General features: G+C 29.0%; 23 protein-coding genes. 16 read left to right on the top strand and 7 right to left on the bottom strand.

Annotation, left to right across the window (positions count from 1 at the left end; genetic code table 11):
* Positions 1–138: 138 nt before the first annotated feature.
* From HPRAE_RS07470 to HPRAE_RS07460, 3 genes are read left to right on the top strand one after another with little or no spacing between them, the layout of a single operon-like run.
* Positions 139–1512 (top strand): ABC transporter substrate-binding protein, encoded by a 1374-nt coding sequence (locus HPRAE_RS07470; protein ID WP_014553611.1) that lies wholly within the window; start codon positions 139–141, stop codon positions 1510–1512.
* 58 nt (positions 1513–1570) lie between these two features.
* Positions 1571–2641: a carbohydrate ABC transporter permease gene (locus tag HPRAE_RS07465; protein WP_014553610.1), complete on the top strand. Its 1071-nt coding sequence runs from the start codon at positions 1571–1573 to the stop codon at positions 2639–2641.
* Positions 2638–3504: a carbohydrate ABC transporter permease gene (locus HPRAE_RS07460; protein ID WP_014553609.1), complete on the top strand. Its 867-nt coding sequence runs from the start codon at positions 2638–2640 to the stop codon at positions 3502–3504. The genes HPRAE_RS07465 and HPRAE_RS07460 overlap by 4 nt, the downstream gene beginning before the upstream one ends.
* 62 nt (positions 3505–3566) lie before the next feature.
* On the opposite strand, the gene HPRAE_RS07455 is transcribed toward HPRAE_RS07460, so the two are convergent.
* The 4 genes from HPRAE_RS07455 to HPRAE_RS07440 all read right to left on the bottom strand — a co-directional run bounded on the left by HPRAE_RS07455 (position 3567) and on the right by HPRAE_RS07440 (position 6892).
* Positions 3567–4364 carry an ABC transporter ATP-binding protein gene (locus tag HPRAE_RS07455; RefSeq protein ID WP_014553608.1) on the bottom strand — a complete coding sequence of 266 codons (798 nt, stop codon included), beginning with the start codon at positions 4362–4364 and terminating at the stop codon, positions 3567–3569.
* Positions 4365–4368: 4 nt separating this feature from the next.
* Positions 4369–5235, bottom strand: a complete 867-nt coding sequence (locus HPRAE_RS07450; RefSeq protein WP_014553607.1) for an ABC transporter permease — start codon at positions 5233–5235, stop codon at positions 4369–4371.
* A gap of 34 nt (positions 5236–5269) precedes the next feature.
* On the bottom strand, positions 5270–6238 hold the full coding sequence (locus HPRAE_RS07445) for an ABC transporter substrate-binding protein (protein ID WP_014553606.1): 969 nt from the start codon (positions 6236–6238) through the stop codon (positions 5270–5272).
* Positions 6239–6481: 243 nt separating this feature from the next.
* Positions 6482–6892, bottom strand: a complete 411-nt coding sequence (locus HPRAE_RS07440) for a HutP family protein (protein ID WP_014553605.1) — start codon at positions 6890–6892, stop codon at positions 6482–6484.
* A gap of 194 nt (positions 6893–7086) precedes the next feature.
* Here HPRAE_RS07440 and HPRAE_RS07435 point away from each other — a divergent pair, with 194 nt between their 5' ends.
* Positions 7087–7605, top strand: coding sequence for a manganese efflux pump (locus HPRAE_RS07435; RefSeq protein ID WP_245528259.1), 519 nt, complete (start codon positions 7087–7089; stop codon positions 7603–7605).
* An 81-nt stretch (positions 7606–7686) separates the two neighbouring features.
* On the opposite strand, the gene rlmD is transcribed toward HPRAE_RS07435, so the two are convergent.
* Together rlmD and HPRAE_RS07425 are read right to left on the bottom strand one after the other, a co-directional pair.
* Positions 7687–8847, bottom strand: coding sequence for a 23S rRNA (uracil(1939)-C(5))-methyltransferase RlmD (gene rlmD / locus HPRAE_RS07430; protein WP_041607283.1), 1161 nt, complete (start codon positions 8845–8847; stop codon positions 7687–7689).
* Between the two features lie 27 nt (positions 8848–8874).
* Positions 8875–10200 (bottom strand): sodium-dependent transporter, encoded by a 1326-nt coding sequence (locus HPRAE_RS07425; protein WP_014553602.1) that lies wholly within the window; start codon positions 10198–10200, stop codon positions 8875–8877.
* Between the two features lie 344 nt (positions 10201–10544).
* Here HPRAE_RS07425 and HPRAE_RS07420 point away from each other — a divergent pair, with 344 nt between their 5' ends.
* A complete protein-coding gene (locus HPRAE_RS07420; protein WP_014553601.1) occupies positions 10545–12020 on the top strand; it encodes a sodium-dependent transporter in 1476 nt (491 codons plus the stop codon).
* Between the two features lie 132 nt (positions 12021–12152).
* Here the strand turns inward: HPRAE_RS07420 and mnmH are convergent, their stop codons facing one another.
* On the bottom strand, positions 12153–13220 hold the full coding sequence (mnmH, locus tag HPRAE_RS07415) for a tRNA 2-selenouridine(34) synthase MnmH (protein ID WP_014553600.1): 1068 nt from the start codon (positions 13218–13220) through the stop codon (positions 12153–12155).
* Positions 13221–13421: 201 nt separating this feature from the next.
* Here mnmH and HPRAE_RS07410 point away from each other — a divergent pair, with 201 nt between their 5' ends.
* The 11 genes from HPRAE_RS07410 (at position 13422) to HPRAE_RS07360 (ending at position 22814) form a co-directional block, all read left to right on the top strand.
* Positions 13422–14255, top strand: coding sequence for an Mrp/NBP35 family ATP-binding protein (locus tag HPRAE_RS07410; RefSeq protein ID WP_014553599.1), 834 nt, complete (start codon positions 13422–13424; stop codon positions 14253–14255).
* Between the two features lie 75 nt (positions 14256–14330).
* A complete protein-coding gene (locus tag HPRAE_RS07405) occupies positions 14331–14672 on the top strand; it encodes a NifB/NifX family molybdenum-iron cluster-binding protein (protein WP_014553598.1) in 342 nt (113 codons plus the stop codon).
* A gap of 20 nt (positions 14673–14692) precedes the next feature.
* The gene (locus HPRAE_RS07400; protein WP_014553597.1) at positions 14693–15571 is read left to right on the top strand and encodes an ATP-binding protein; all 879 of its coding nucleotides are present in this window, start codon (positions 14693–14695) and stop codon (positions 15569–15571) included.
* Complete coding sequence (locus HPRAE_RS07395; protein WP_014553596.1) at positions 15549–16415, top strand: ATP-binding protein; 867 nt, start codon at positions 15549–15551, stop codon at positions 16413–16415. The genes HPRAE_RS07400 and HPRAE_RS07395 overlap by 23 nt, the downstream gene beginning before the upstream one ends.
* Before the next feature lies 1 nt (position 16416).
* Positions 16417–16749 carry a NifB/NifX family molybdenum-iron cluster-binding protein gene (locus HPRAE_RS07390; RefSeq protein ID WP_014553595.1) on the top strand — a complete coding sequence of 111 codons (333 nt, stop codon included), beginning with the start codon at positions 16417–16419 and terminating at the stop codon, positions 16747–16749.
* A gap of 132 nt (positions 16750–16881) precedes the next feature.
* Positions 16882–17178, top strand: a complete 297-nt coding sequence (locus tag HPRAE_RS07385; RefSeq protein WP_050756004.1) for a DUF5320 domain-containing protein — start codon at positions 16882–16884, stop codon at positions 17176–17178.
* Between the two features lie 143 nt (positions 17179–17321).
* The gene (locus HPRAE_RS07380; protein ID WP_014553593.1) at positions 17322–17753 is read left to right on the top strand and encodes a MarR family winged helix-turn-helix transcriptional regulator; all 432 of its coding nucleotides are present in this window, start codon (positions 17322–17324) and stop codon (positions 17751–17753) included.
* Between the two features lie 22 nt (positions 17754–17775).
* Positions 17776–19416, top strand: a complete 1641-nt coding sequence (locus tag HPRAE_RS07375; RefSeq protein ID WP_014553592.1) for a L,D-transpeptidase family protein — start codon at positions 17776–17778, stop codon at positions 19414–19416.
* A gap of 44 nt (positions 19417–19460) precedes the next feature.
* Entirely contained in the window at positions 19461–20417 is a 957-nt protein-coding gene (locus HPRAE_RS07370; RefSeq protein ID WP_014553591.1) for a D-Ala-D-Ala carboxypeptidase family metallohydrolase, read from the top strand.
* A gap of 51 nt (positions 20418–20468) precedes the next feature.
* Complete coding sequence (locus tag HPRAE_RS07365; RefSeq protein WP_014553590.1) at positions 20469–21965, top strand: long-chain-fatty-acid--CoA ligase; 1497 nt, start codon at positions 20469–20471, stop codon at positions 21963–21965.
* A 72-nt stretch (positions 21966–22037) separates the two neighbouring features.
* Complete coding sequence (locus tag HPRAE_RS07360) at positions 22038–22814, top strand: exodeoxyribonuclease III (RefSeq protein ID WP_014553589.1); 777 nt, start codon at positions 22038–22040, stop codon at positions 22812–22814.
* The last annotated feature ends 52 nt before the right edge of the window (positions 22815–22866 follow it).

Raw genomic sequence — 22866 nt, 5'->3', positions numbered from 1 at the left:
AATTAATAGTTAAAATGTTAAATAGTAAGAATTTTTTAAAAGAATAAAAAATTTAATTATTAATTTTAAAATTATTAAGTGGGGTGATTTTTAAGTTCGATCAAATAATTTAGGCCAACAAAATAGGAGGGTAAATAAATGAAAAAAAATAATTTAGTTTTTCTATTAATTGCTTTGGTAGTTATTGGGGGAGCCTTTTTCTACTTTACTGGTCAAGATCAAGTTACAGACGAAGAAATTCCTGAAAAAGAAATAGAAGAAGAAGAGATGGCAGAAAAAGTTGAAGATGAAATTTCTTTAACAGTAGCTGGGGGAGCTGTAGGCCAAGAAAAAGAATTAACAATTAAAGCTGCAGAAATGTATATGGAAAGAAACCCTAATATAACAGTTAAAGTTTTAGAAACTCCTGATTTGGCAAATGATCGATTAGGACTTTATTTACAGTTTTTAGAAGCTGAAAGTCCAAAAGTAGATGTTTATCAAATAGATGTTATTTGGCCTGGAGATTTAGCTGAACATTTTATAGATTTTTATGATTATGGTGCTGAAGAAGTTATTGATAAACATTTTCAGGCTATAGTAGAGAATAATACTACTACTGATGGGCGTTTAGTTGCTATGCCTTGGTTTACAGATGCTGGGCTTTTATATTACAGAACTGATTTATTAGAAAAATATGATAGAGAAGTTCCTAAAACTTGGTCAGAATTAGAAAAAACTGCTAAGTACATTATGGAAGAAGAAAAAGCAGCTGGAAATGAAGATTTTTATGGTTATGTCTGGCAGGGAGATGCTTATGAAGGTTTAACTTGTGATGCTTTAGAATGGACTTATTCTAATGGTGGTGGACAAATAGTTAGTCCTGATCAAAAAATTACTATTAATAATGAAAAAGCAATTGAAATTATAGATCAGGCTGCTGGTTGGGTAGGAACTATTTCTCCAACTGGAGTCACTGGAATGGGTGAAGAAGATGCCCGTTCAATGTTTGAAGCTGGTAATGCTCTCTTTATGAGAAATTGGCCTTATGCTTATGCTTTAGCAGGTCAAGAAGGTAAAGCAACTGCTGGTAATTTTAATGTTTCTCCTTTACCTGCCGGAGACAGTGGTAAATCAGCAGCAACTTTAGGTGGCTGGAATTTAGGTGTAAGTCAATATAGTGAACATCCTGCAGAAGCAGCTAAATTAGCTATGTTTTTAGCTGGAGAAGAAGTTCAAAAAATGAGAGCTGTTGAGGGAGCATTTAATCCAACAATTAAATCTCTTTATCAAGATGAGGATGTATTAGAAGCAGCTCCTTTCTTTGATAGTCTTTATGATGTCTTTACAAATGCTGTTGCTCGTCCTTCTACCGCAACTGCTCCTAATTATAATCAAGTATCAGAATTATTTTTTCAGGCTGTACATTCAGTTTTAACTGGTGAAAGTGATGCTCAATCTGCTGTTGAATATTTAGAATTAGACTTAAAAGATACCACTAATTTTGAAAGTGGAGAACCAATAAAACCATAGAGTTAATTTAAGCTGGGGAGTTTAAACTCTCCAGCTTTATAAAAAGGGGGTATAATAAATGGCAGCTAAGCAATCATCCAATTTGGCAAAAGAAGAACAAAAATTAGCTTTTAAATTATTAATACCAGCTTTTTTAATTTTAATTATAATTGCATTATATCCTTTAGGTCAAGTTTTTTATACAAGTTTTACTGATAAAGAATTTGCTTCAAGTAAAGAAACTAATTTTGTAGGTTTAGATAATTATAAAGCTCTTTTATCAGTTACAATAAAAGAACTTGATCCGATAATTGATCAAAAAACTGGCAAACAAGAAGTTAATCAGGAAAGTGGAGACAAAAAGTATCAAAGGCCCATTAAAGTTTTGCCACGTGATCCACATTTATATAGAACCTCATTTGAATTTAGTTTTTTTGGGAAAAGATATGTAGTAGGAGCTCGAACTCCTGATTTTATTCAAGCAGTTTGGAATACTTTGATCTTTACAATATTTTCTGTTTTTTTAGAAACTGTTTTGGGTTTAATAGTTGCCTTAGTAGTTAATAGTGAATTTAAGGGCAGAGGAGCCATGAGAGCAGTGATGTTAGTTCCCTGGGCAGTAATCACTGTTGTTTCAGCTAGAATGTGGGAATGGATGTTTGAACCAACTAGAGCAGGTTTATTTAATATGATTGGAGATAAACTGGGAATTATAGAAAATAGTTATTCTTTTTTAAGTAATAATAGTTTACAGCTTCCAGCAATTATTGCAGTCGATGTCTGGAAAACTACTCCTTTTATGGCTTTATTAATTTTAGCAGGTTTACAGCTTATTCCAAATGAGCTTTATGAAGCAGCAGAGATGGATGGAGCCAGTAAGTTTAGACAATTTTTTAATATTACTTTACCCTTATTAAAACCTTCTTTAGCTGTAGCTTTAATTTTTAGAACTTTAGATGCTTTAAGAGTTTTTGATGTTTTTCAGGTAATGTTATCTCAGAAAAGATATTCAATGGCAAGTTTTAATTATTTTCAATTAATATCGGCTAGACAAATGGGAATGGCTTCTGCAATTGGAGTAATAATTTTTATAATAATTTTTGCTTTTGCTATTTTTTATATGAAATCCCTGGGAGTTGATACCGAATGAGAAGACAAAGCAAAGAGAAGCTAAGAAAAATATTATTCTATTTTGTCCTAGCAGTAATTGTTATTTATCTACTTTTTCCATTTTATTGGGCTATAGTTTCTTCTTTAAAATCAGAAGCTCAATTAAATATGACTCCTGCAACTTTAATTCCACGCAATCCAAATACAGGTGAGATATCATTTTTTACTCGAAATTATAAAGCTATTTTTTCAAATGGTGGTTTTGTTAGGGGATTAATTAATAGTACAATTGTTGCTACTTGTACTACTATTTTAGCCCTTTTAACAGGGTCTTTTGCAGCTTTTGCTTTAGGTAAATTAAGATTTAAGGGTAAAACACCTGCTCTTTATGTAATACTGGCAATGACCATGTTTCCACAAGTTACAGTTCTTTCAGGTTTATATGCTGTAATTAATGCTCTTAATTTAAGTGCCCGTATAAGTATGATTTTTAGTTATTTACTCTTTACTTTACCATTTACTACCTGGGTTTTAACTTCCTTTTTTAAAGAGTTACCAGTTGAAATAATGCAGTCAGCTCAAGTAGATGGTGCCACTCCATTTCAAACTTTTCATCTGATTTTATTACCCCTTACTGCTCCAGCTTTAGTAACAACAGGTTTGTTATCATTTATTCAAGCTTGGAATGAATATTTATTTGCTTTAACTTTTACTTCTATTGATCCAAGTGCGAGAACTGTGCCAGTAGCTATTCAATTTTTTTCAGGCGAATTTGCTCGTCAAGAACCATTTGGAGAAATTATGGCAGCAGCTGTTATGGTAACAATTCCAATAGTTATTTTAGTATTAATTTTTCAAAAACGGATTGTTGCTGGTTTAACAGCAGGAGCAGTAAAAGGATAAAAAATTTATAAGTTAAAAGGGCTCCCTAAGATAAAGAGGGAGCCCTTTTAATATCTAATTATTTAAACTGAAAGTAGCATTCTATCATTATTAAACTTGCCACCATGTTTAATTTCAAACATCTTCAGTAATTTTTTAATAGTTAAATTTTCTTTTTCTTCTGCTTTGATATCATAAATAATATGACCACCATCCATCATAATTAAACGGTTCCCCATTTTAATCGCATCTTCCATATTATGTGTAATCATTAAAGTAGTAATATTATTCTCATTAACTAATTCAGCAGTTACATTTTTAATTTTAATTGCTGTAGCAGGATCTAAAGCAGCAGTATGCTCGTCTAATAGAAGCAGACTAGGATTAGCCACAGTAGCCATTAAAAGAGTTAAGGCTTGCCTTTGTCCTCCTGATAAAAGTTTAACTTTAGTTGTTAGTCTTTTTTCTAATCCTAAATCAATTTTTTTAAGATGTTTGTTCATAACTTTTCTTTTACTTTTATTTAGTCCCCATTTTAAAGAAAGATTATTTGATTTAGAAATAGCAAGTGATAGATTTTCTTCAATTGTCATTTCTGGTGAAGTACCAGCTAAAGGGTTTTGAAAAACCCTACCAATTTTTTGGGCACATTTATATTCTGATTTTTTAGTAATATCTTGACTATCTAAAATAATAGACCCATTTTCAACTGGAAAAACTCCAGCTATAGAATTTAAAAGTGTTGATTTTCCTGCTCCATTACTACCTACTATTGTAATAAAGTCTCCTTTATTAACAGTTAAATCTAATTTGTTAATTGCTATATTCTCGTTTGGAGTACCTTTATAAAAAATTTTTTCTAAATTTTTGATATTTAGCATGTTATCACCTCAATGCTTTTTTTATTTTTGGAGTCGATAAGAAAATTACAACTAATATTGCAGTTAATAATTTTAGATCAGAGGCAGCTAAGCCTAAATTAAGTGCAATAGAAATACTAAAACGATAAAGAATAGAACCTACTATGACTCCCATTGTTGTAATCATTATTGATTTTTTACCAATTACTACTTCTCCAATAATTACAGAAGCTAAACCAGCTACAATAGTTCCAACCCCCATATTAACATCAGCAAATCCCTGATATTGACCAACTAAGGCACCTGAAAGTGCAACTAAAGCATTAGAAAGAATAAGTCCTAACATTTTCATTGAATTTGTACTAATTCCCATACTTCTTATCATTTGTGGATTATCACCAGTGGCTCTAAGTGCAAAACCAATTTGGGTTTTTAAAAAAGCATCTAAAACTAATTTCACAGCAAGAATAACTAAAATTAAAAGAATTAAATTATTCCAGGGATAAGGAATTCCTATTTGCTTAAGAATAGAAAAAATTGTTTCTTTTCCAATTAAAGGTATGTTGGGTCTACCCATAATTCTTAAATTAATTGAATAGAGAGAAGTCATTGTTAGAATACCTGATAAAAGAGGAGCGATTTTTAATTTTGTATTTAAAAAACCAGTAATAGCTCCTGCTAATCCTCCAGCTATAACAGCTGCTCCAAGTGAAACTAAGGGATTTAAGCCTAAAGTTAATAATCTAGCTGAAACTGCAGCTCCCAAAGGTAGACTTCCATCCACAGTTAAGTCAGCAAAATCTAAAATTTTAAAAGAAATGAAAACACCTAAAGCCATAATTCCAAAAACTAAACCTTGTTCTATAGACGTAATTGCAAAACTAAGATTCATAAAACACCTCCTATTTTAAATAATTTAATTAAGATTATTTATTATAAATAATATCAGCTCTTTTAAGCACTGCTTCTGGTATTTTAATTTTCAATTTTTCAGCAGCTTTAGTATTTAAGTATAATTTTAATTTATTTGAACTTTCCACTGCCATTTTTGCAGTTTTTTCTCCTTTTAGTATTTTTGCTGCCATTTTTCCAGTTTGTTTACCTAATAATCGATAATCAATTCCTAAAGTTGCAACTGCCCCTTGTTTAACATGAGCATTTTCTGAAGCGAATACAGGAATTTTATTTTGATTAGTTAGTTTTAAAACAGAAGGTAAAGCAGAAACTATTATATTATCAGTTGGAATATAAATTGCTTCAACATTACCTATTAAAGCTGAAGTAGCAAGACTTACTTCACTACTATTACTAACTGTACCTTGATGAAGTTTGATTTCTAATTTATCAGTTATTTGTTTAACTAGGTCAATTTGAACAACTGAATTAATTTCACCTGGATTGTATAGAACTCCTAAATTTTTAATTTCTGGAATAAATTCTCTAATTAATTTAATTTGTTCTATCACAGGATTGAGATCAGTAGTACCAGTTAAATTTGAGCCTGGAAGTTCCATACTATTAACAATCCCAGCTTTTACTGGATCAGTTACAGCTGTAAAAAGAATAGGTGTTTGACTAATAACATTTGCAGCGGCTTGAGCATTTGGAGTTGCAATTGCTAAGACTAAATCCAAATTTGAATTCTTAAATTTTTGAGCAATAGAGTGAGCTGTTGGCATATCTGCTTGAGCATTTTGAATTAAGAATTTAACTTCTTTTTCTTTGAATCCAGATTCAAAAAGCCCTTCTATAAAACCTTCACGTGCTGCGTCTAGAGCTGGATGTTCAACAAATTGTGAAATTCCAATTTGATATTCTGCTGCCCCTACTGCTAAACTTAAGCCTAAAATTAAAGCAAATACTAGAAACATAATAAATAAAATCTTATTTTTCATTTTTTTATTCCCCTTTCTAACTGGTGGTGGGAATAATAAAAAAACACCCCATAAAGGAGTGTTTAAGTAACTCTAGCAATTAAAATTAGGTATAAAAACCCCTTGTTTTAATAATTACCAGAACTTAGCTACAATTTTCTCCTACCGTATTACCATCCTACCAGTTATTTGATTTTCTACATTATACTATTATGTTAACGCTTTTGTCAAATATAGTTTTTAAAATATGGTTATTTAAAAATTTTATTTTAGAGAGCGGTGACCAAGTCCTACAGTTACTTCATCTAGATTAAACATCCCTACTCCAAAAAATATTGCAACTACTATATGTTCTCCACTTCGAGCAATACCAATTTTACCACCAACATTTAACCCTATAGTTCTAGGCATCATTTGACTTAAAGCATCATGAGCTGCTCCAGCAACTGCTCCTTGATCAGTATGAGAAGCTTCAATAATATTTTCTCTTTTAGCTGCAATTACTGCTCTTTCAATAATTTCGGGAACTGAACTATTAAATTCACCACCAAAATCAACCGCAGCAGTATTTATATCTTTTTTAGCAAATTCTTTTTTTAATTTTTTTTCTTCACTCCGACTTGAAATTGACATTTTAATAGCAGATTTTGCTGTTTTTAAACTATTAGCTTCCATAAATAAGTACCTCCTTTTTTAAAATTATCATTTTAATTATAGCAGAGATTCTAAATAAAGTGAAATTTTTGGTATTGCATAAATAATGCTTATCTCTTATAATATGTAATTGAGTAGTTAGTTTTAATATTTAATTATCACAGATTAATAATTTGGAGGGGACTAAGATAAATATTATATTAGTAGCTTTAGCATTGGCGTTTGATGCAGCAGGAGTAACTATGGCTATTGGTTGTGGTACTAAAACAAATTTAAAAGAAAAATTAGAAATAATTTTTTCTTTTGGATTTTTCCAATTTGCTTTTGCTTTATTTGGTGGAATAATAGGAAACTATATTGATGCTAATTTTTTTAGAATTTCTAATTATTTTAGTGGTACTATTATTATTTTTTTAGGATTTATTTTACTTAGAGAAGGTTATAAAAATGGAGAAGAGTGCATTTATCGAAAATTAAATTTTTGGACACTAATTGTACTTGGAATTAGTGTTAGTATTGATGCTTTAGGAGCTGGTTTTTCTTTACTTTTTAAATTGAATTACTTACTTATTCTAAAAGATTCTTTCATTATAGGTTTAATAGCAGCCTTAATGACTTTTGCTGCTTTTAAAATAATTAATTATATTAAATGTATTGCCTTAGTTGAAAAATATGCTGATTATTTAGGTGGAATTATTTTAATATTAATTGGAATTAATATTTTATTTATTTAAATTTAATTAAAATATTAAATGGTCGCAAAAAATTAAAATTTTGCGACCATTTTTTGATATTAATATACTTGATTAAATAATTTAATTACTAATTTTTTTTAACAGACTAATCATTTCTACGTGTTTGGTATGTGGAAACATATCAACTGCTTTAAACTTTTCTAATTTATAATTATAATTCTCTAATTCTTTTAAATCAATTGCTAAACTTTTAGGGTTACAAGAAATATACAAAATCTCTGGTGCCCCAATTTTAGCAATTTTCTTTAGTGCTTTTGGATTAATACCTGGTCTTGGTGGATCAATAATTAAAAGATCAGCTGCTTTTTCGATTTCATTTATTTTTTTCAAAACATCACCAGCTAAATATTTAGTATTTTTGACATTATTTAAATCAGCATTTTCTGAGGCCTGATTAGCAGCATTTTTATCAATTTCAATCCCATAAATCTGATCAGCTCCAGCAGCAATAGACTGGGCAATAGTTCCTGCTCCACAATAGAGGTCATAAACAATTTTGTTTTGAGCATTACTAATATACTTTTTAGCTTCAGCATACAATAATTCTGCTCCTTTAGTATTAGTTTGAAAAAAGGAGAGAGAATTGATTTTAAATTTGTTCTTTAATAATTTATCATAGAAATAATTTCGGCCGTGATAAATCTTTAAATCTTCACATTTTACCTGATCTGAAAAATCATCATTTATAGTTTGAACAAAACCAACAAGTTCACCTTTTAAATCGAGAGATTTTAAACTTTCTGTTAAATCACTAAAATCATGTTTAACTTGGCTAGTAGTAATTAAATTAGCTATAACTTCTCCAGTATTAATTCCCTTTCTAATCACTAGATTACGTAAAAAACCTGTTCTTAGTTTTATATGATATTTTTTAAACTCATTTTTTCTACAGTAATTTAAAATAGTGCTTAAAATATTTCTAAAATCTTGATCAACTAAAAGACATTGATCAACAGTAATTACATCAAAACGTTTACCTCTTGGATGCATTCCAAGTTGTAATTTTCCTCCTTTTTTTAAATCACCAAAACTAAATTCCATATTATTACGATATTCATAAATATCAGGACTTGCTAAAATACCTTCGAAATTCTCGCATTCTATATTCTTTTCCTTAAAAATTTCTAAAATTTTGTTTTTCTTAGTTTCGAGTTGTTCTAAATAAGGTACTTCTTGGCTAGAACAGCCTCCACAATTATCATAATGTACACATAAATCCATATTTTCCACTAAATTTTCCCCCTATAATTAAACTGTTTGATAAATATTAAAAATCATCATAAATAAAACAACTGCTGGTACAATGTATTTTAAGAGTAAAGCATAAATACTTCCCATTTTAAAACGACTATTTTTATTTGCTTCTTTAGTTAGATTTTCTATGCCCCAAATATGGCCTACAAAAATGGAAGTTAAAATGCCACAACCAGGTAACAAAATATAATTAGAGAACCAATCATAGGTATCTAAAACATCCATTCCTAAAAAACTAAAATTAGAAAAAGAACTATAACCCAGCAATGGTGGGATTCCAACTAGAAAAATTAAAAAGCCCATTAAATATGATGCTTTTTTCCTCTGCCAATTATATTCATCAATTAAAAATGAAACTACGACTTCAAGCATTGAAATTGAAGATGTTAGAGCAGCAATTGTTAAAAGTAGAAAAAATATAACAGAAAAAAAGATACCAAAAGGCATTTGGGTAAAAACAGCAGGTAAGGTAATAAAGGTTAAACCAGGTCCAGATGCTGGATCTAATCCAAAAGCAAAAACTGCTGGAAAAATAGCAAATCCTGCTAATAAAGCTACTGCTGTATCAAAAATTAGAACATAGCCTGCACTTTCATTAATACTTTCTTTTTCACTTAAATAACTTCCATAAGTAATAATAGCTCCCATTCCAAGACTTAAAGTGAAAAAGGCTTGAGATATTGCATCAGTAAAAGTTTGAAAAGTAATTGCAGAAAAATCTGGTTTTAAATAAAATTCAAGCCCAGCAGCTGCACCTTCAAGTGTAACAGAACGAATAATTAACAAAAACATTATTACAAATAAAATAGGCATCAAAACCTTAACTAATCTTTGAATACCATTAACCACACCTGCACCAATAACTGCGATTGTTAAAAACATAAAAATCCCATGCCATAAAATTGGTTCAGCTAAACTACTAATGTGAGTTGAAAAAATAGCGGGAAAATTACTTTCTGCGGTAAAATTTATTGATTTAACAATATAAGCCATTCCCCAACCAGCTACTACCGAATAATAGCTTAAAATAGTAAAGCCAGATAAAACACCTAGGGCACCAACCCAAGGCCAGGCAGTTTTTGGAGCAATTTTTTTAAAAGCACCAATTGGATTTTTCGAAGTAAAACGTCCAAATGACATTTCTGAAACTAAAATTGGATAACCAATAAACAAAATAGAAGCTAAATAAATTAAAATAAAAATTGCGCCTCCATTTGTACCAGTAACAAAAGGAAAACGCCAAATATTACCTAAACCTATAGCAGACCCAGATGCGGCTAAGATAAAACCTAATCTAGAGGTCCAATTTTCTCTTTCCATCTTATTAATCCTCCTTATTTTGATCTTTAAATATTAGCATTCCTTCTTATTTTATCATATTAGTAGATGAGCATCAATGATTTTAGATTTGGAGGCTTAATAAATTATATTTTCAATTTTTAAAACTTGTTTTTTTATTTAAAAACTGGAAATTATCTAATTAATTTGTTATAATACATTCAACCTGATGATATTAGTTAAGAGGAGTATATAATTCTAAAATTATTTAAAAACAATTTTAGAATTATGAGTAGATGAGTAGAAATAATCTTTTATTTAAGAGATTAACTTAGTTTTAATGATCAGGTAAAAAATGAGTAGAAAGTAGAGAGGGAGGAAATAAAATGGAACAGAATCGTGATCAATGGGGTAGTCGACTTGGATTTGTTTTAGCTACAATTGGTTCAGCAGTAGGTTTAGGTAATATTTGGCGTTTTTCTTATATGGCATATGAAAATGGGGGTGGAGCTTTTTTATTCCCATATATATTTGCTCTTTTAACTGCCGGTATTCCACTTTTATTATTAGAAATGGGTTTTGGTTTTTTTACTAGAAAATCTGCTCCAAGTTCATTTCGCAAAGTTTCCAAAAAATTTGAATGGGTAGGCTGGTGGTCAGTCTTAGTAGCCTTTACAGTTGTAGTTTATTATATTGTTATTATAGCGTGGAGTTTATTATTTGTCTTTAAATCATTTAGTTTAGGTTGGACTGCAAATCCAGAAACTTATTTCTTTGGCGAGTTTCTTAATTTTTCAGGTAGTGCTTTTAATTTAGGTGGTATTCAATGGCCTATTTTTATTGCTTTAGTTGCAGTTTGGTTAATTAACTATTTTATTATTGCAGGTGGAGTTCAAAAAGGGATAGAAAAAGCTAGTAAAATATTTATGCCTTTACTTGCTTCAATGCTTTTAATAATTGTAATTAGAGGAATAACTTTACCAGGATCAATGGCTGGAATCAAAGCATTTTTAGCACCTGATTTTAGTAGGATTTTTGAATTAGGTATTTGGTTAGATGCTTTCGGTCAGGTTTTCTTTACTTTAAGTCTTGGTTTTGGAATTATGATTGCTTATTCCAGTTATTTGCCTAAAAAATCAGATGTAATTAAAAATGGTGTAATAGCAGCTTTTGCTGATGCTATTTTTGCTATAATTGCTGGTTTGGGAGTTTTTGGTATTTTAGGTTATATGGCTCAAGCACAAGGAGTATCAGTTGCAGAAGTTGCGACTTCTGGTATTGGTTTAGCTTTTATTGCTTTTCCGAAAGCAATTAATCTTTTACCTGCCGTTCCCCAACTTTTTGGTTTATTTTTCTTTTTATCTTTAACAGTTGCTGGACTTTCTTCAAGTGTGTCTTTAATCGAGTCAGTTGTTTCATCTCTAATTGATAACTTTAGTTTAAGTCGGAAAAAGGCAGTTACAATGGTTTCAATTTTAGGTTTTTTAATGGGTATACCAATGGTAACTCAAGGTGGTTTAGCTATTTTAGATATTTTTGATCATTTTGTTAATATTTTTGGCTTATTAACAGTTGGATTTGTAGAAATGTTAGTTTTAAGTTATGCTTTTGATTTAGATAAAATTAAAGATAATATGAATCCTAGTTCTGATCTGCAGGTTGGACCAATTTGGAAAGTATTAGTTAAATTTGTTAGTCCGATTTTAATTGGTTTTGGTTTATTGCAAAATGTAGTTTCAGAATTTAGTACAGTTTATGGAGGTTATGCCTTAGCGGAAGTGATAACTTTTGGTTGGGTTGCTGTTGCCTTAGTTTTATTAGCTGCTTTTTATCTTGGAAGTAGAAAAGATACTATTATTTAAACTTATTTTGTTCTTTTAAAAATATATTATTATAAAAATAAAGGTTAACTTTAATTATTTAATTAAAGTTAACCTTTTTAATGTACAAACTAAAAATTATTTTAAATTAGATAATTAATCTTTAACAGAAATTTAAATCCCATAAAAATTTACAATTTCTTGGGCTGCGTGCTTAATATTTTCAGCTTCGATTTTAATTTTATAATTATCAATTTTTGCTTGAGAATGTTCATACATTGGGTCATAATATTCTGCAAGAAGTATTTTAGTTAGTTTTTTAAAATTTGATTTTTCAGCTAAATCTAAAAGCTTGAAATAATTTTTTTTGCCTGCTTTTTTAATTAAATATTTTTTTATTGCAGTTAAAGACTCTAAAACTCTCTCTCTAAAATTTTCTTTATTTGTTTCAATATCTTTTATATATTCTAAATAAATATTGTCTACTCTTTTGGCCATTTTAGCCTTAATTAATAAATCATCCCCAGCTTTCATTTTTTTATAAAAAAACTCAGGAATAACCGAATGACCAACCCTTCTACTTTCGGCTTCAACAAAAATAACTCCATCTTGCTGATCCTTATTTTTTAGTTCTTGCCAGAGAAGAGATTCAAAATATTTTTGGTTATAAGGTTGATTTAAACCAATACTCCCAAAAGCAGATCCACGGTGATTAGCAATTCCTTCTAAATCGACAATATTTGCTCCCATTTTTTCCATTTCTTTTAAAATATAAGTTTTGCCAACTCCTGTATTGCCATGTAAAACTGCTATTTTAGCTTTGAATTTATAGTTTGCTAATTTATGCATAATATAATGGCGATAGTTTTTATAACCACCTTCTAATCTATAAACTTCAATACCTGCTAAATCAGAAAATTCTGCTAAACTTTTACTTCTCAAACCACCTCTTGCACAAAACATAATTAAATTATCATAGCTTTTAGCTAGTTCATTAACCTCAGCAATTAAAGCTGGAATTTTTGGAGAAACTAATTCTACCCCTTTTAATTTTGCCTTTTTAGGACTTTGTTTTTTATAAATAGTTCCTATTTTTTTTCTTTGTTGATCATTAAGTAATTCAATATTAACTGCTCCTGGTATAGTTGCCTCTTGATATTCTGAATTTGTTCTTACATCGATATAAATACTATTTTCTAATTCTAAACTTTTCTTATAAGTTATTATTCTTTCTTTTCTCATTTAGTACACCCTTTGATGATAGATTATTGTTTAATTAAAATTAACCTATTTTATATTTTATCTTATATTAACTAAAAATGAAAACTATTAATTAAATTTAACTTTATTTAAGCTTAAAAACTTGAATTGAAAATAAAAAAGTGTTATAGTATAATCGTTAAATGAACAAATGACCATAATATATAATGAGGTGATTATTTAATGTATGATGTAAAAAATGAGCAAATTATATTAGAACATGGTTCAATTAATAAAGGAATTATCGCTGTAGCTAGTGGTAAGGGTGGAGTTGGTAAATCTACTGTTACAGTTAATCTGGCTACTGCACTTGCTAAATTAGATTATAAGGTTGGAATTATAGATGCAGATGTTAGAGGGTTTAGTGTACCCCGAATTTTAGGTGTTACAGATAAGCCAAAAGCAGTTAGTGAATCTGAAATTATTCCACCTGAGGTTAAAGGAATTAAAGTTATTTCTATGGGATCTTTTGTAGGAGAAAATGAAGCTGTTATTTGGAGAGCACCATTACTAGGCGGAGCTTTAGAACAATTTTTCAAAGATGTTCGCTGGGGAGAATTAGATTATCTGTTATTAGATTTACCTCCTGGTACAGGAGATATGCCTTTAAATATAATGCAAAAAGTTCCTCATGCCCAAACTTTGGTAGTTACTACTCCTCAAGTTACAGCAACTAAAGTAGCTGGTAGAATTGGAGCTATGGCTGAAAAAATGGAACATGATGTTTTAGGTGTTGTTGAAAATATGGCTTATTACAAGTGCCAAGAATGTGGTAATAAAGACTATATTTTTGGTGAAAATGGAGGTCAAAATTTAGCAGATTTTATGGAAACTGAACTTTTAGGCCAATTACCCCTAATTTCTGAAGTAAGACGCCGTAGTGACTCAGGTCAACCAATTGTTTTTGATGATCCAGAAGCAGATATTTCAAAAGAATTTATTAAAATTGCTAAAAAATTAGCAGAAAAAAAGGGTGGTTTTGATGAAAATTTAAAGCCACTTAGTTTAAAAAAATAATTTTTAGCTGCCATTTAGGGTGCTTAATTAATTTAAAAAGCATCCTTTTGAGCAGATTGGAGGAGTTAAAATAAAATGAAAATAATTATACCTGCAGTTGAATTTGGTGATTTAAAAAGTAAAATACACGCTAATTTTGGGAGGGCAAATTATTTTGCTTTAATAAATAGTGAAAATGATCAAGTTGAATTTATAAAAAATGAAGCAGCTGCTAAAAAAAGTGGAGCTGGAATTGCTGCTGCCCAATTGTGTGCTGATCAAGGTGTAGATTTAGTTACAGCTTATCATTTTGGGCCTAAGGCAACTAAAGCTTTAAAAACAGCTGGCATAAAAATGTTAGAATTAGAAGACCAAAAATTAATTAAAGATGTCTATAATGAGCCAGAGATAGCAAAAATAATTGATTCAAAAAAATAATTTTAGGAGTAATAATTAAAGTGAAAAAAAACATATCTCTATCAATTTTAAGTGGAAAAGGAGGTACAGGTAAAACAACTTTAGCAGTCAATTTGGCATTAGCTCTTGATAATGTGCAGTTAGTTGATGCAGATGTAGAAGAGCCAAATGATTATTTGTTTATTTCACCTCAAATTGAAACTAAAAGAAAAGAATCAGTTTTAAGATTAATTCCAGAAGTAAATACTGAAAAATGTACAGCATGTCGTAAATGTGTTGATTTTTGTCAATATAATGCTTTAGCTTTAATGCTGAATAATCTTTTAGTTTTTGAGGAGGTTTGTCACAGCTGTGGAGGATGTAAACTTGTATGTCCGGAAAATGCAATTAGTGAAAAGGAAAAAGAATTAGGCAAAATCTATCATGATCGTTTAGAAAAAATTGATTTTTGGCAGGGAGAATTAAATACAGGTGAAGAAAAAGCAGTACCAATTATTAGGAAATTAAAAACTAAAATAAATAAAAATAAAAAAGTAATTATTGATTCTCCACCTGGAACTACTTGCCCTACTATTGAAGCAATTATTGAAAGTGATTTTACAGTAATTGTAACTGAACCTAGTGTTTTTGGTTTACATGACTTGAAAATGGTAGTTGAAATGTTAAATAATTTAAATCAGCCTTTTGCTGTTATAATCAATAGAGCTGAAAAAGATTCTGATTATTTAATTGAAGATTATTGTCAGCAAAATGGAATCAATATTTTATTTAAAATCCCTTTTTCTAGAAAAATAGCAGAGCTTTATTCTGTTGGTAAAGCATTTGTAACAGAAATTGATGGCTGGAGACAAAAGTTTAAAGATTTATATAATCTTATATTAGAGGAGGCCTTAAAAAATGAAAGAAATAACAATAATTAGTGGTAAAGGTGGAACTGGAAAGACTACTTTTACAGCTAATTTGGCCTCATTATTAGATAATTTAGTTCTGGGTGATTGTGATGTTGATGCTCCTAACTTACATTTATTATTAAATCCAGTTAATAAAAGTAAAGAAATATATAAAGGAGCAAAATTGGCAGTTAAAAATCAATGGATTTGTATAGACTGTGGTAAATGTTATGATCATTGTCGATATAATGCAATAACTGTGAATGATTTTGAAGTTAAAAAATTAAAATGTGAGGGTTGTGGGGTTTGTGTAGAGGTTTGTCCTACAAAAGCGCTTAAACTTGAAGCTGTTGCAACAGGAAATATTTATCAGGCAGAGAGTCAGTTTGGGGATATGGTTCATGCTCGTTTATTTCCAGGTGCTGATACTTCGGGTAAGTTAGTTAGTGAAGTTAAGAAAAAAACTGCAGAAATTGCTAAGAAAAAAGAAAAGGATTGGATTTTAATTGATGGATCACCAGGAATCGGTTGTCCTGTTATTGCATCTTTAAATGGATCAGATTTAGCTATTTTAGTAACTGAACCAACTTTATCAGGATTTTCTGATTTAAAAAGAGTAGTAGAAGTTGTAAAACACTTTAAAATTCAAGCTGCTCTTGTAATTAATAAGTATGATTTAAATAAAGAAATTAGCGAAAAAATAATTTCTTATTCTCAAAAGGAAGATATTCAATTTTTAACTAAAATACCTTATAGCAAAGTTATTGTGGATTCTTTAAAAAGAGGAGAATTTTTTGTTGATAATGATCAAGATTTACGTCAAAAAATGATTAAAGTAAAAAGATATTTAACTACAAAAATGGGGGTAATTTAAAATGAAAAAAATAGCAGTGCCTGTGCAAGGAAATAATGTTTCTACTCATTTTGGTCATGCACCAGCTTTTAAAATTTTTAGTGTAGAAGATAATCAAATTAAAAAAAATGAAGTTTTAGAAAATCCAGGTCATGAACCAGGCTTATTACCTAAATTATTAAGTGATGCTGGAGCAGAAGTTATTATTGCATCTGGAATGGGACAAAAGGCAATTACACTTTTTGAAAAAAATAAAATTGAAGTTATTTGTGGGGCAAAAGGTGAAGCTCTAACAGCTGTCGAAAATTATTTAAATAATAAATTAAAAACTACTGATAATGCTTGTTCACATTAAAGTAAATAAGATATATTGATTTATTAGTCTACAAAATAAAAAATATTCATTTCTTGACATATGTCCAAAATGACTGTATAATAAAAATAGCAATAAAGAGCATATGTTCAATACAAAAAGGAGTGATTTATGATGCCAAGAGGAGATAGAAAAGGTCCAGCTGGTTCAGGAGCAATGACAGGTAGAGCATTAGGTTATTGTGTTGGTAATGATCAAGCTGGTTATAAAGTTAATTCAGTTTCTCCAAGAGCTGGTAGAGGTAGAGGCTTTAGAAATCAATTTGGATGTGCTAATAGAGGTTTAAAAAGAGGATACAGAAATCGTGCGAATGATTTTGAAGTTGAAAAATCTCAATTAAATAACTTAGAAAATATGGTTAATGATCTTGCCTCTGAATTAGAAAATATAAAAAATAAGTTAAATAATTAAAAAATTTAATTTTAAAGTAAAGTCTATTTAAGCTCCCACTTGGGAGCTTTTCTTGTTTTTAACTCTAAGTTATTATATAATATTTTTAAATATTGCTTAATAATAAAGTAATTAGTCTAGTTATTATAGTTAGGAGGATCAATATGGGAGTTAAAAACAATAAAAAAATTGAAGCAAAAATCCGTAATATATCTAAATATTTAAATGAATATACAAAAGATCATTTAAGATCATATGATTTAACCTTAGGACGTTTTCATGTATTAAGAGTTATTATTGAATCTCAACCAGTTAACATGGGTTATATTCATGAAGAATTGCATATGGCTAATAGTACTGTGACAGTAATAGTAGATTATTTGCATGATGCTGATTTAGTTAAAAGAAGAAGAGATAATGATGATCGAAGAGTTGTTTTACTTGAAATTACTGAAAAAGGTAAAAAAATAATGAATAGCCTTTTAGAGAAAAGACAAGCTTTTATGAATCAAGCATTATTTGATATGGAAGATTCGGCTGAAGAATTAGCTAATCTTTTAGAAAAATTATTGAATAAAATTGAAGAGATCTATTAAATATTTTAAGGGAGGAAAGATTTTGAAAAAGAATCTTTTACTTTTTTTTATTGTATTTAGCTTACTTGTTTTTAGTCCTAATTTAGAAGCTGAAGCACAATTAGCAATGTCAATTAGAAATCATTTGCTAGTAATTGAAGAATATAATGGTGATTTTCCAGAAGGATCAAAGATTAAATTCTATCCAGAATTAATCGAATTTTATCAACAAAGACATTATAATTCAATTTGGCTTGATCAAAATGGTTTTAAAAGAGATGCTAAAGCACTTTTAACTGCAATCCAGAACTCTTACCAAGAAGGTTTAGATCCAGAAGTTTATCATTTAGCTTATATTAAGAAAGCATTTGAGAGTGATTTAAATACTAATTCAATAGCTAAAAAAGCTCTTTTAGATATTTTATTAACTGATGCCTATTTAGACTTAGCTTCTGATTATTTGAATGGTAAAATAAATGCAGAAATTATTATAGAAGATAATAATTATCAGGCTGATTCTTTGCAGTCTAAAAAATTATTAAATGCTTTATTGGCAAAGGAAAATATTGAAGAAAGCTTAAATTCAAACTTGCCTAAAACAAAGGCTTATCAGAAATTAAGAGAAAAATTATTTTATTATCGAGATTCAGGCCAAATAAATGCTTGGCCTCAAATTAAAGGAAAACAGATTTTAACTAAAAACTCAAAAGGGGTTCGAGTAAAAGAACTGCGTCAAAATTTAAAAGCTAAAAACTATTTAACTGAAAACAATTCAAAACAAGATTATATTTTTACCGAACAACTTAAAGAAGCAGTAATGAAATTTCAAGTTGATTATGGTTTAACTCCAGATGGAGTTGTAGGCCCTAAAACATTAAAAGCCTTAAATATCCCTTTATCTGAGAGAATAAAACAATTAATTGTTAATATGGAAAGATGGAGATGGTTACCTGAAAATTTAGGTGATCGTTATATTTATGTTAATATTGCTAATTATAAATTGAAATTATATGAAGAACAACAAAAGATAATGGAAATGAAAACTATAGTAGGAAAAAAACAGAGAAGTACTCCTGTTTTTAGTGATGAAATTAAATATTTAGTTTTAAATCCTTATTGGTATGTTCCTCATACAATTGCAGTTGAAGATAAATTGCCTTTAATTAAAAAAGATCTTAATTATTTAGAAGATAAGAACTATAGTTTATTTAAATATATTGGCAATAATAGATTAGAAAAAATTGATCCAACTAAAGTTGATTGGACAAAAATTACTAAAGACAATTTTAATTATTTATTGAGACAAAATCCAGGTGATCAAAATGCTCTAGGTCGGATTAAATTTATGTTTCCCAATAAATTTAGTATTTACCTTCATGATACGCCAAGCCAATACTTATTTTCTGAACAAGAAAGAAGTTTTAGCTCTGGTTGTATTAGAATTGAAAAACCTATTAATTTAGCTGAATATTTATTAATCGATCAAGAAAAATGGGGTAGAGAAAATATTGAAGCAGCAATAAAAAAAGATAAAGAAAAAATTGTTTATTTAAAAAAGCCAATTAAAATTTATCTGCAATATAATACTGCTTGGGTAGACAAAGAAAATAATTTGAATTTTAGAGAAGATATTTATAACCGTGATCAAAAAATTATTGATCATTATTTTAAAAAAGATATTTAAATTTAAAAAAATTAGAATTTAAACTAGGGGAGCTAGAAAAAAGAATGAAAAAGTTAATCTTAGTCATAACTTTAGCAGCTTTTATTTTAATTAATATTTTTTCTTTAACTACTTATGCTTTTGCAAATGAAAAAGCAAGTTTTTCAGTAATTTATAATGATTTAGAAATTCCATTTAAAATTTTTAGTGTTTTTGTTTTACCAAAAGAAAAAATAAAAATTTCAATTGCTAAGCAAGATCAGAATTCCAACTATAGAATTAAATTGGGATCTAAAATTTATCAAAGCTCTACTTCTTTTAGTTGGCGAGCTCAAGCTGAAAGTGGTCATTATCAGGTTCGATTGAATAAGAAAAATAATTATTCCAAAAAAGATGAAATTTTAATCAATGTTTTTGTTCTAACTCCTTATACTAAAAAAGAGGGAGAATATTTTAAAAATTTTAGAATAGGAAACTATCCTCAAATTCCAGCTGCTAAAAAAGATAGTTATTCAAATCCAAAAGGTTTTTTAAAAATTGAAAAATCAATGCTCGATTTAAATTTGACTCCACATTTTAAATTAAGACAATTTGTAACAAATCAAAGTCAAAGTTTTCCCCAATTTATTATAATTAAAGAAAAATTATTACTAAAACTAGAATATTTATTAGAAGAGGTAAATAGGGCTGGTTATCAAGCTGATACATTTGGAATTGTAAGTGCTTATCGCAGTCCTTATTTTAATAAAAAGATTGGGAATAAAACTGCTTTAAGTCGGCATATTTATGGAGATGCAGCTGATATATATATTGATAATCAAGTTAATAGTTTGATGGATGATTTGAATCATGATGGCCAATCAGATTTAAAAGATGCAAAAATCCTTTATAATTTAGCCTTAGCTTTTGATCAAAAAGAAAAATTTAAAGCTTTGCAAGGAGGACTTAGCTGTTATGCAGCTAATGGAGTTCGAGGGCCCTTTATTCACATTGACACTAGGGGTTTTCATGTTAGTTGGTAAAAATTAAATTTATTAATATAAATTAGTTTAAAATTACAGGAGGTAATTTAAGTGTTAATAGGAGATATTATTTCTAAAACTGCAAATCAAAAAAAAGAAAAAATTGCAGCTGTTTTAAATGATCAAAAAATAACTTATTCAAAATTAGAAAAAAAGAGCAATCAACTGGCACATGGTCTGATAGATTTAGGAATCAAGCCATCTGATATGGTAAGTATTATGCTGCCAAATAGTATTGAATTTTTAATTGCTTATACTGGTATTTTAAAATCAGGTGCAACAATGGTGCCCTTAAATATTAGTTTTAAAGCTTTAGCAGTAGAATATATTTTAAATAATTCTGAGGCTAAAATAATTATTAGTTCCACTAAATTTTTGCCTTTAATTAAGCAGTGCAATTTAAAATCAGTAGAAAACATTATTTTAGTAGACCAAAAAAAATCTAAACAATATCTTAGTTTAGCTGAATTTAATCAGCAAAAAGAAACTTTACCTAAATTAGAAAATATTGATCAAGAATTTACAGCAGCTTGTCTTTATACTTCAGGAACTACCGGCCAGCCTAAGGGAGCAATGCTAAGTCATCATAACTTGATTTTTGATGCTCAAAAAACAATTGAACATTTAAAAGTAGATGCTACAGAAAAATTTATTTGTGTACTGCCAATGTTCCATGCTTTTGCAGAAACAGTGTGTATGCTAATGCCCTTATTTTTGGGAGCAGAAATAGTAATTGTAGATCGATTTTTACCAGAAAAAGTTTTAAAAACTATTCAAGCAGAAAATGTAACTTTTTTTGCTGGTGTACCAACAATGTATTCTGCTTTATTAAATGTAAAAAATAAAAATAAATATGATCTTTCTCATTTAAATTTATGCATTTCTGGTGGAGCAGCAATGCCAGAACAAACAATGAAGGATTTTGAAAAAACTTTTAAAGTTAAAATTTTGGAAGGGAATGGGCCAACTGAAGCCTCTCCAGTTGCTTATGTAAATCCTGTTGATGGCATTACAAAAACTGGTTCTGTAGGTTTACCAATTCCAGAAACTGAAGCCAAAATTGTTGATGAAAATGATAAAGAAGTTGCAATTGGACAAATTGGTGAAATTATTGTTAGAGGGGAACATATTATGAAAGGTTATTATAAAATGCCAGAACAGACTAAGATAACATTAAGAGGAGGCTGGCTGCATACAGGTGATTTAGGAAAAATGGATGAAGATGGTTATGTTTATATTTTAGATCGAAAAAAAGATATGATTAATGTTGGGGGAATGAATGTTTATCCTAGAGAGATTGAAGAACAATTATATAAAAATCCAAAAGTAAAAGAAGCAGCAGTAGTAGCAACTAAAGATGAGTTACGAGGAGAAATTCCTAAAGCAGTAATTGTTTTAAAAGATGGTGCAACTGCTAGTGAAAGAGAAATCCAAAAATATTGTATGAAATATTTTGCTAATTATAAAATACCAAAACTTGTTGATTTTATAAATGAATTACCTAAAAATGCTACTGGTAAAATTGATAAAAAAATTCTTAGTGATTAAGCTTATTAAGAAAATTTTGCAAATCAAATTAATATATTTAAATACGAGATTAATTTTTTGGAGGCTGATAAGATGCGAATTTATTCCTGGAATGTAAATGGAATAAGAGCGGTAAAGAAAAAGGGTTTTTTAGACTGGATAAATAATGAACAACCTGATATTTTAGGTTTACAAGAAATTAGAATTCAAGATCATCAATTAAAAGATGATTTACGTGATCTAGATAATTATTATTCGTATTTCAATTTTGGTCAAAAAAAAGGTTATAGTGGAGTAGCTTTATATACTAAAATTGAGCCACTTAATGTTTGGTCTGGGATTGGAATTAAACGTTTTGATTATGAAGGGCGAGTTATTGGAGCAGAATTTGAAGACTTTTATTTACTTAATATTTATTTTCCAAATGGAAGAAGTAGTAAAAAAAGGCTTAATTATAAATTAGATTTTTATGATGCAATTTTAGATTATAGTGAAAATCTCAGAAAAAAAGGCAAAGAAGTTGTGATTTGTGGTGATTATAATACTGCTCATCATCCAATTGATTTACATGATCCAGCTTCTAATAAAAAAACTTCTGGTTTTATGCCAATTGAAAGAGAATGGTTAGATAAATTAGAAGAAAAAGGTTATTTAGATAGTTATCGCTATTTTAATCCAGAAAAAGAATGTTATTCGTGGTGGAGTTATAGAACTAAAGCTCGTTCTCGGAATGCAGGCTGGCGGATTGATTATCATTTTGTTTCAGCAGGATTAGAATCTAAACTTATAAATGCAGATATTTTAACTGAGGTTATGGGCTCTGATCATTGTCCAGTAACTATTACTCTTGCTTTAGATGAAAAAAAGTAAGTCTAAATTTAAATTTAATAAAAAAGCAGTCCTAATTATTTGATTGGGACTG

Source organism: Halanaerobium praevalens DSM 2228, from assembly GCF_000165465.1.
Lineage (GTDB): Bacteria > Bacillota > Halanaerobiia > Halanaerobiales > Halanaerobiaceae > Halanaerobium > Halanaerobium praevalens.
This window is presented reverse-complemented; position numbering and strand designations above follow the sequence as displayed.

Bases quoted from the DNA above. Each gene is read 5' to 3' on its own strand.
- HPRAE_RS07460 (WP_014553609.1), top strand. From the start codon at position 2,638: ATGAGAAGACAAAGCAAAGAGAAGCTAAGAAAAATATTATTCTATTTT.
- HPRAE_RS07405 (WP_014553598.1), top strand. From the start codon at position 14,331: ATGAAAATAATTATACCTGCAGTTGAATTTGGTGATTTAAAAAGTAAA.
- HPRAE_RS07425 (WP_014553602.1), bottom strand. From the start codon at position 10,200: ATGGAAAGAGAAAATTGGACCTCTAGATTAGGTTTTATCTTAGCCGCA.
- HPRAE_RS07420 (WP_014553601.1), top strand. From the start codon at position 10,545: ATGGAACAGAATCGTGATCAATGGGGTAGTCGACTTGGATTTGTTTTA.
- HPRAE_RS07445 (WP_014553606.1), bottom strand. From the start codon at position 6,238: ATGAAAAATAAGATTTTATTTATTATGTTTCTAGTATTTGCTTTAATT.
- HPRAE_RS07450 (WP_014553607.1), bottom strand. From the start codon at position 5,235: ATGAATCTTAGTTTTGCAATTACGTCTATAGAACAAGGTTTAGTTTTT.
- HPRAE_RS07465 (WP_014553610.1), top strand. From the start codon at position 1,571: ATGGCAGCTAAGCAATCATCCAATTTGGCAAAAGAAGAACAAAAATTA.
- HPRAE_RS07395 (WP_014553596.1), top strand. From the start codon at position 15,549: ATGAAAGAAATAACAATAATTAGTGGTAAAGGTGGAACTGGAAAGACT.
- mnmH (WP_014553600.1), bottom strand. From the start codon at position 13,220: ATGAGAAAAGAAAGAATAATAACTTATAAGAAAAGTTTAGAATTAGAA.
- HPRAE_RS07470 (WP_014553611.1), top strand. From the start codon at position 139: ATGAAAAAAAATAATTTAGTTTTTCTATTAATTGCTTTGGTAGTTATT.
- HPRAE_RS07380 (WP_014553593.1), top strand. From the start codon at position 17,322: ATGGGAGTTAAAAACAATAAAAAAATTGAAGCAAAAATCCGTAATATA.
- HPRAE_RS07360 (WP_014553589.1), top strand. From the start codon at position 22,038: ATGCGAATTTATTCCTGGAATGTAAATGGAATAAGAGCGGTAAAGAAA.
- rlmD (WP_041607283.1), bottom strand. From the start codon at position 8,847: ATGGATTTATGTGTACATTATGATAATTGTGGAGGCTGTTCTAGCCAA.
- HPRAE_RS07440 (WP_014553605.1), bottom strand. From the start codon at position 6,892: ATGGAAGCTAATAGTTTAAAAACAGCAAAATCTGCTATTAAAATGTCA.
- HPRAE_RS07455 (WP_014553608.1), bottom strand. From the start codon at position 4,364: ATGCTAAATATCAAAAATTTAGAAAAAATTTTTTATAAAGGTACTCCA.
- HPRAE_RS07390 (WP_014553595.1), top strand. From the start codon at position 16,417: ATGAAAAAAATAGCAGTGCCTGTGCAAGGAAATAATGTTTCTACTCAT.
- HPRAE_RS07385 (WP_050756004.1), top strand. From the start codon at position 16,882: ATGCCAAGAGGAGATAGAAAAGGTCCAGCTGGTTCAGGAGCAATGACA.
- HPRAE_RS07370 (WP_014553591.1), top strand. From the start codon at position 19,461: ATGAAAAAGTTAATCTTAGTCATAACTTTAGCAGCTTTTATTTTAATT.
- HPRAE_RS07410 (WP_014553599.1), top strand. From the start codon at position 13,422: ATGTATGATGTAAAAAATGAGCAAATTATATTAGAACATGGTTCAATT.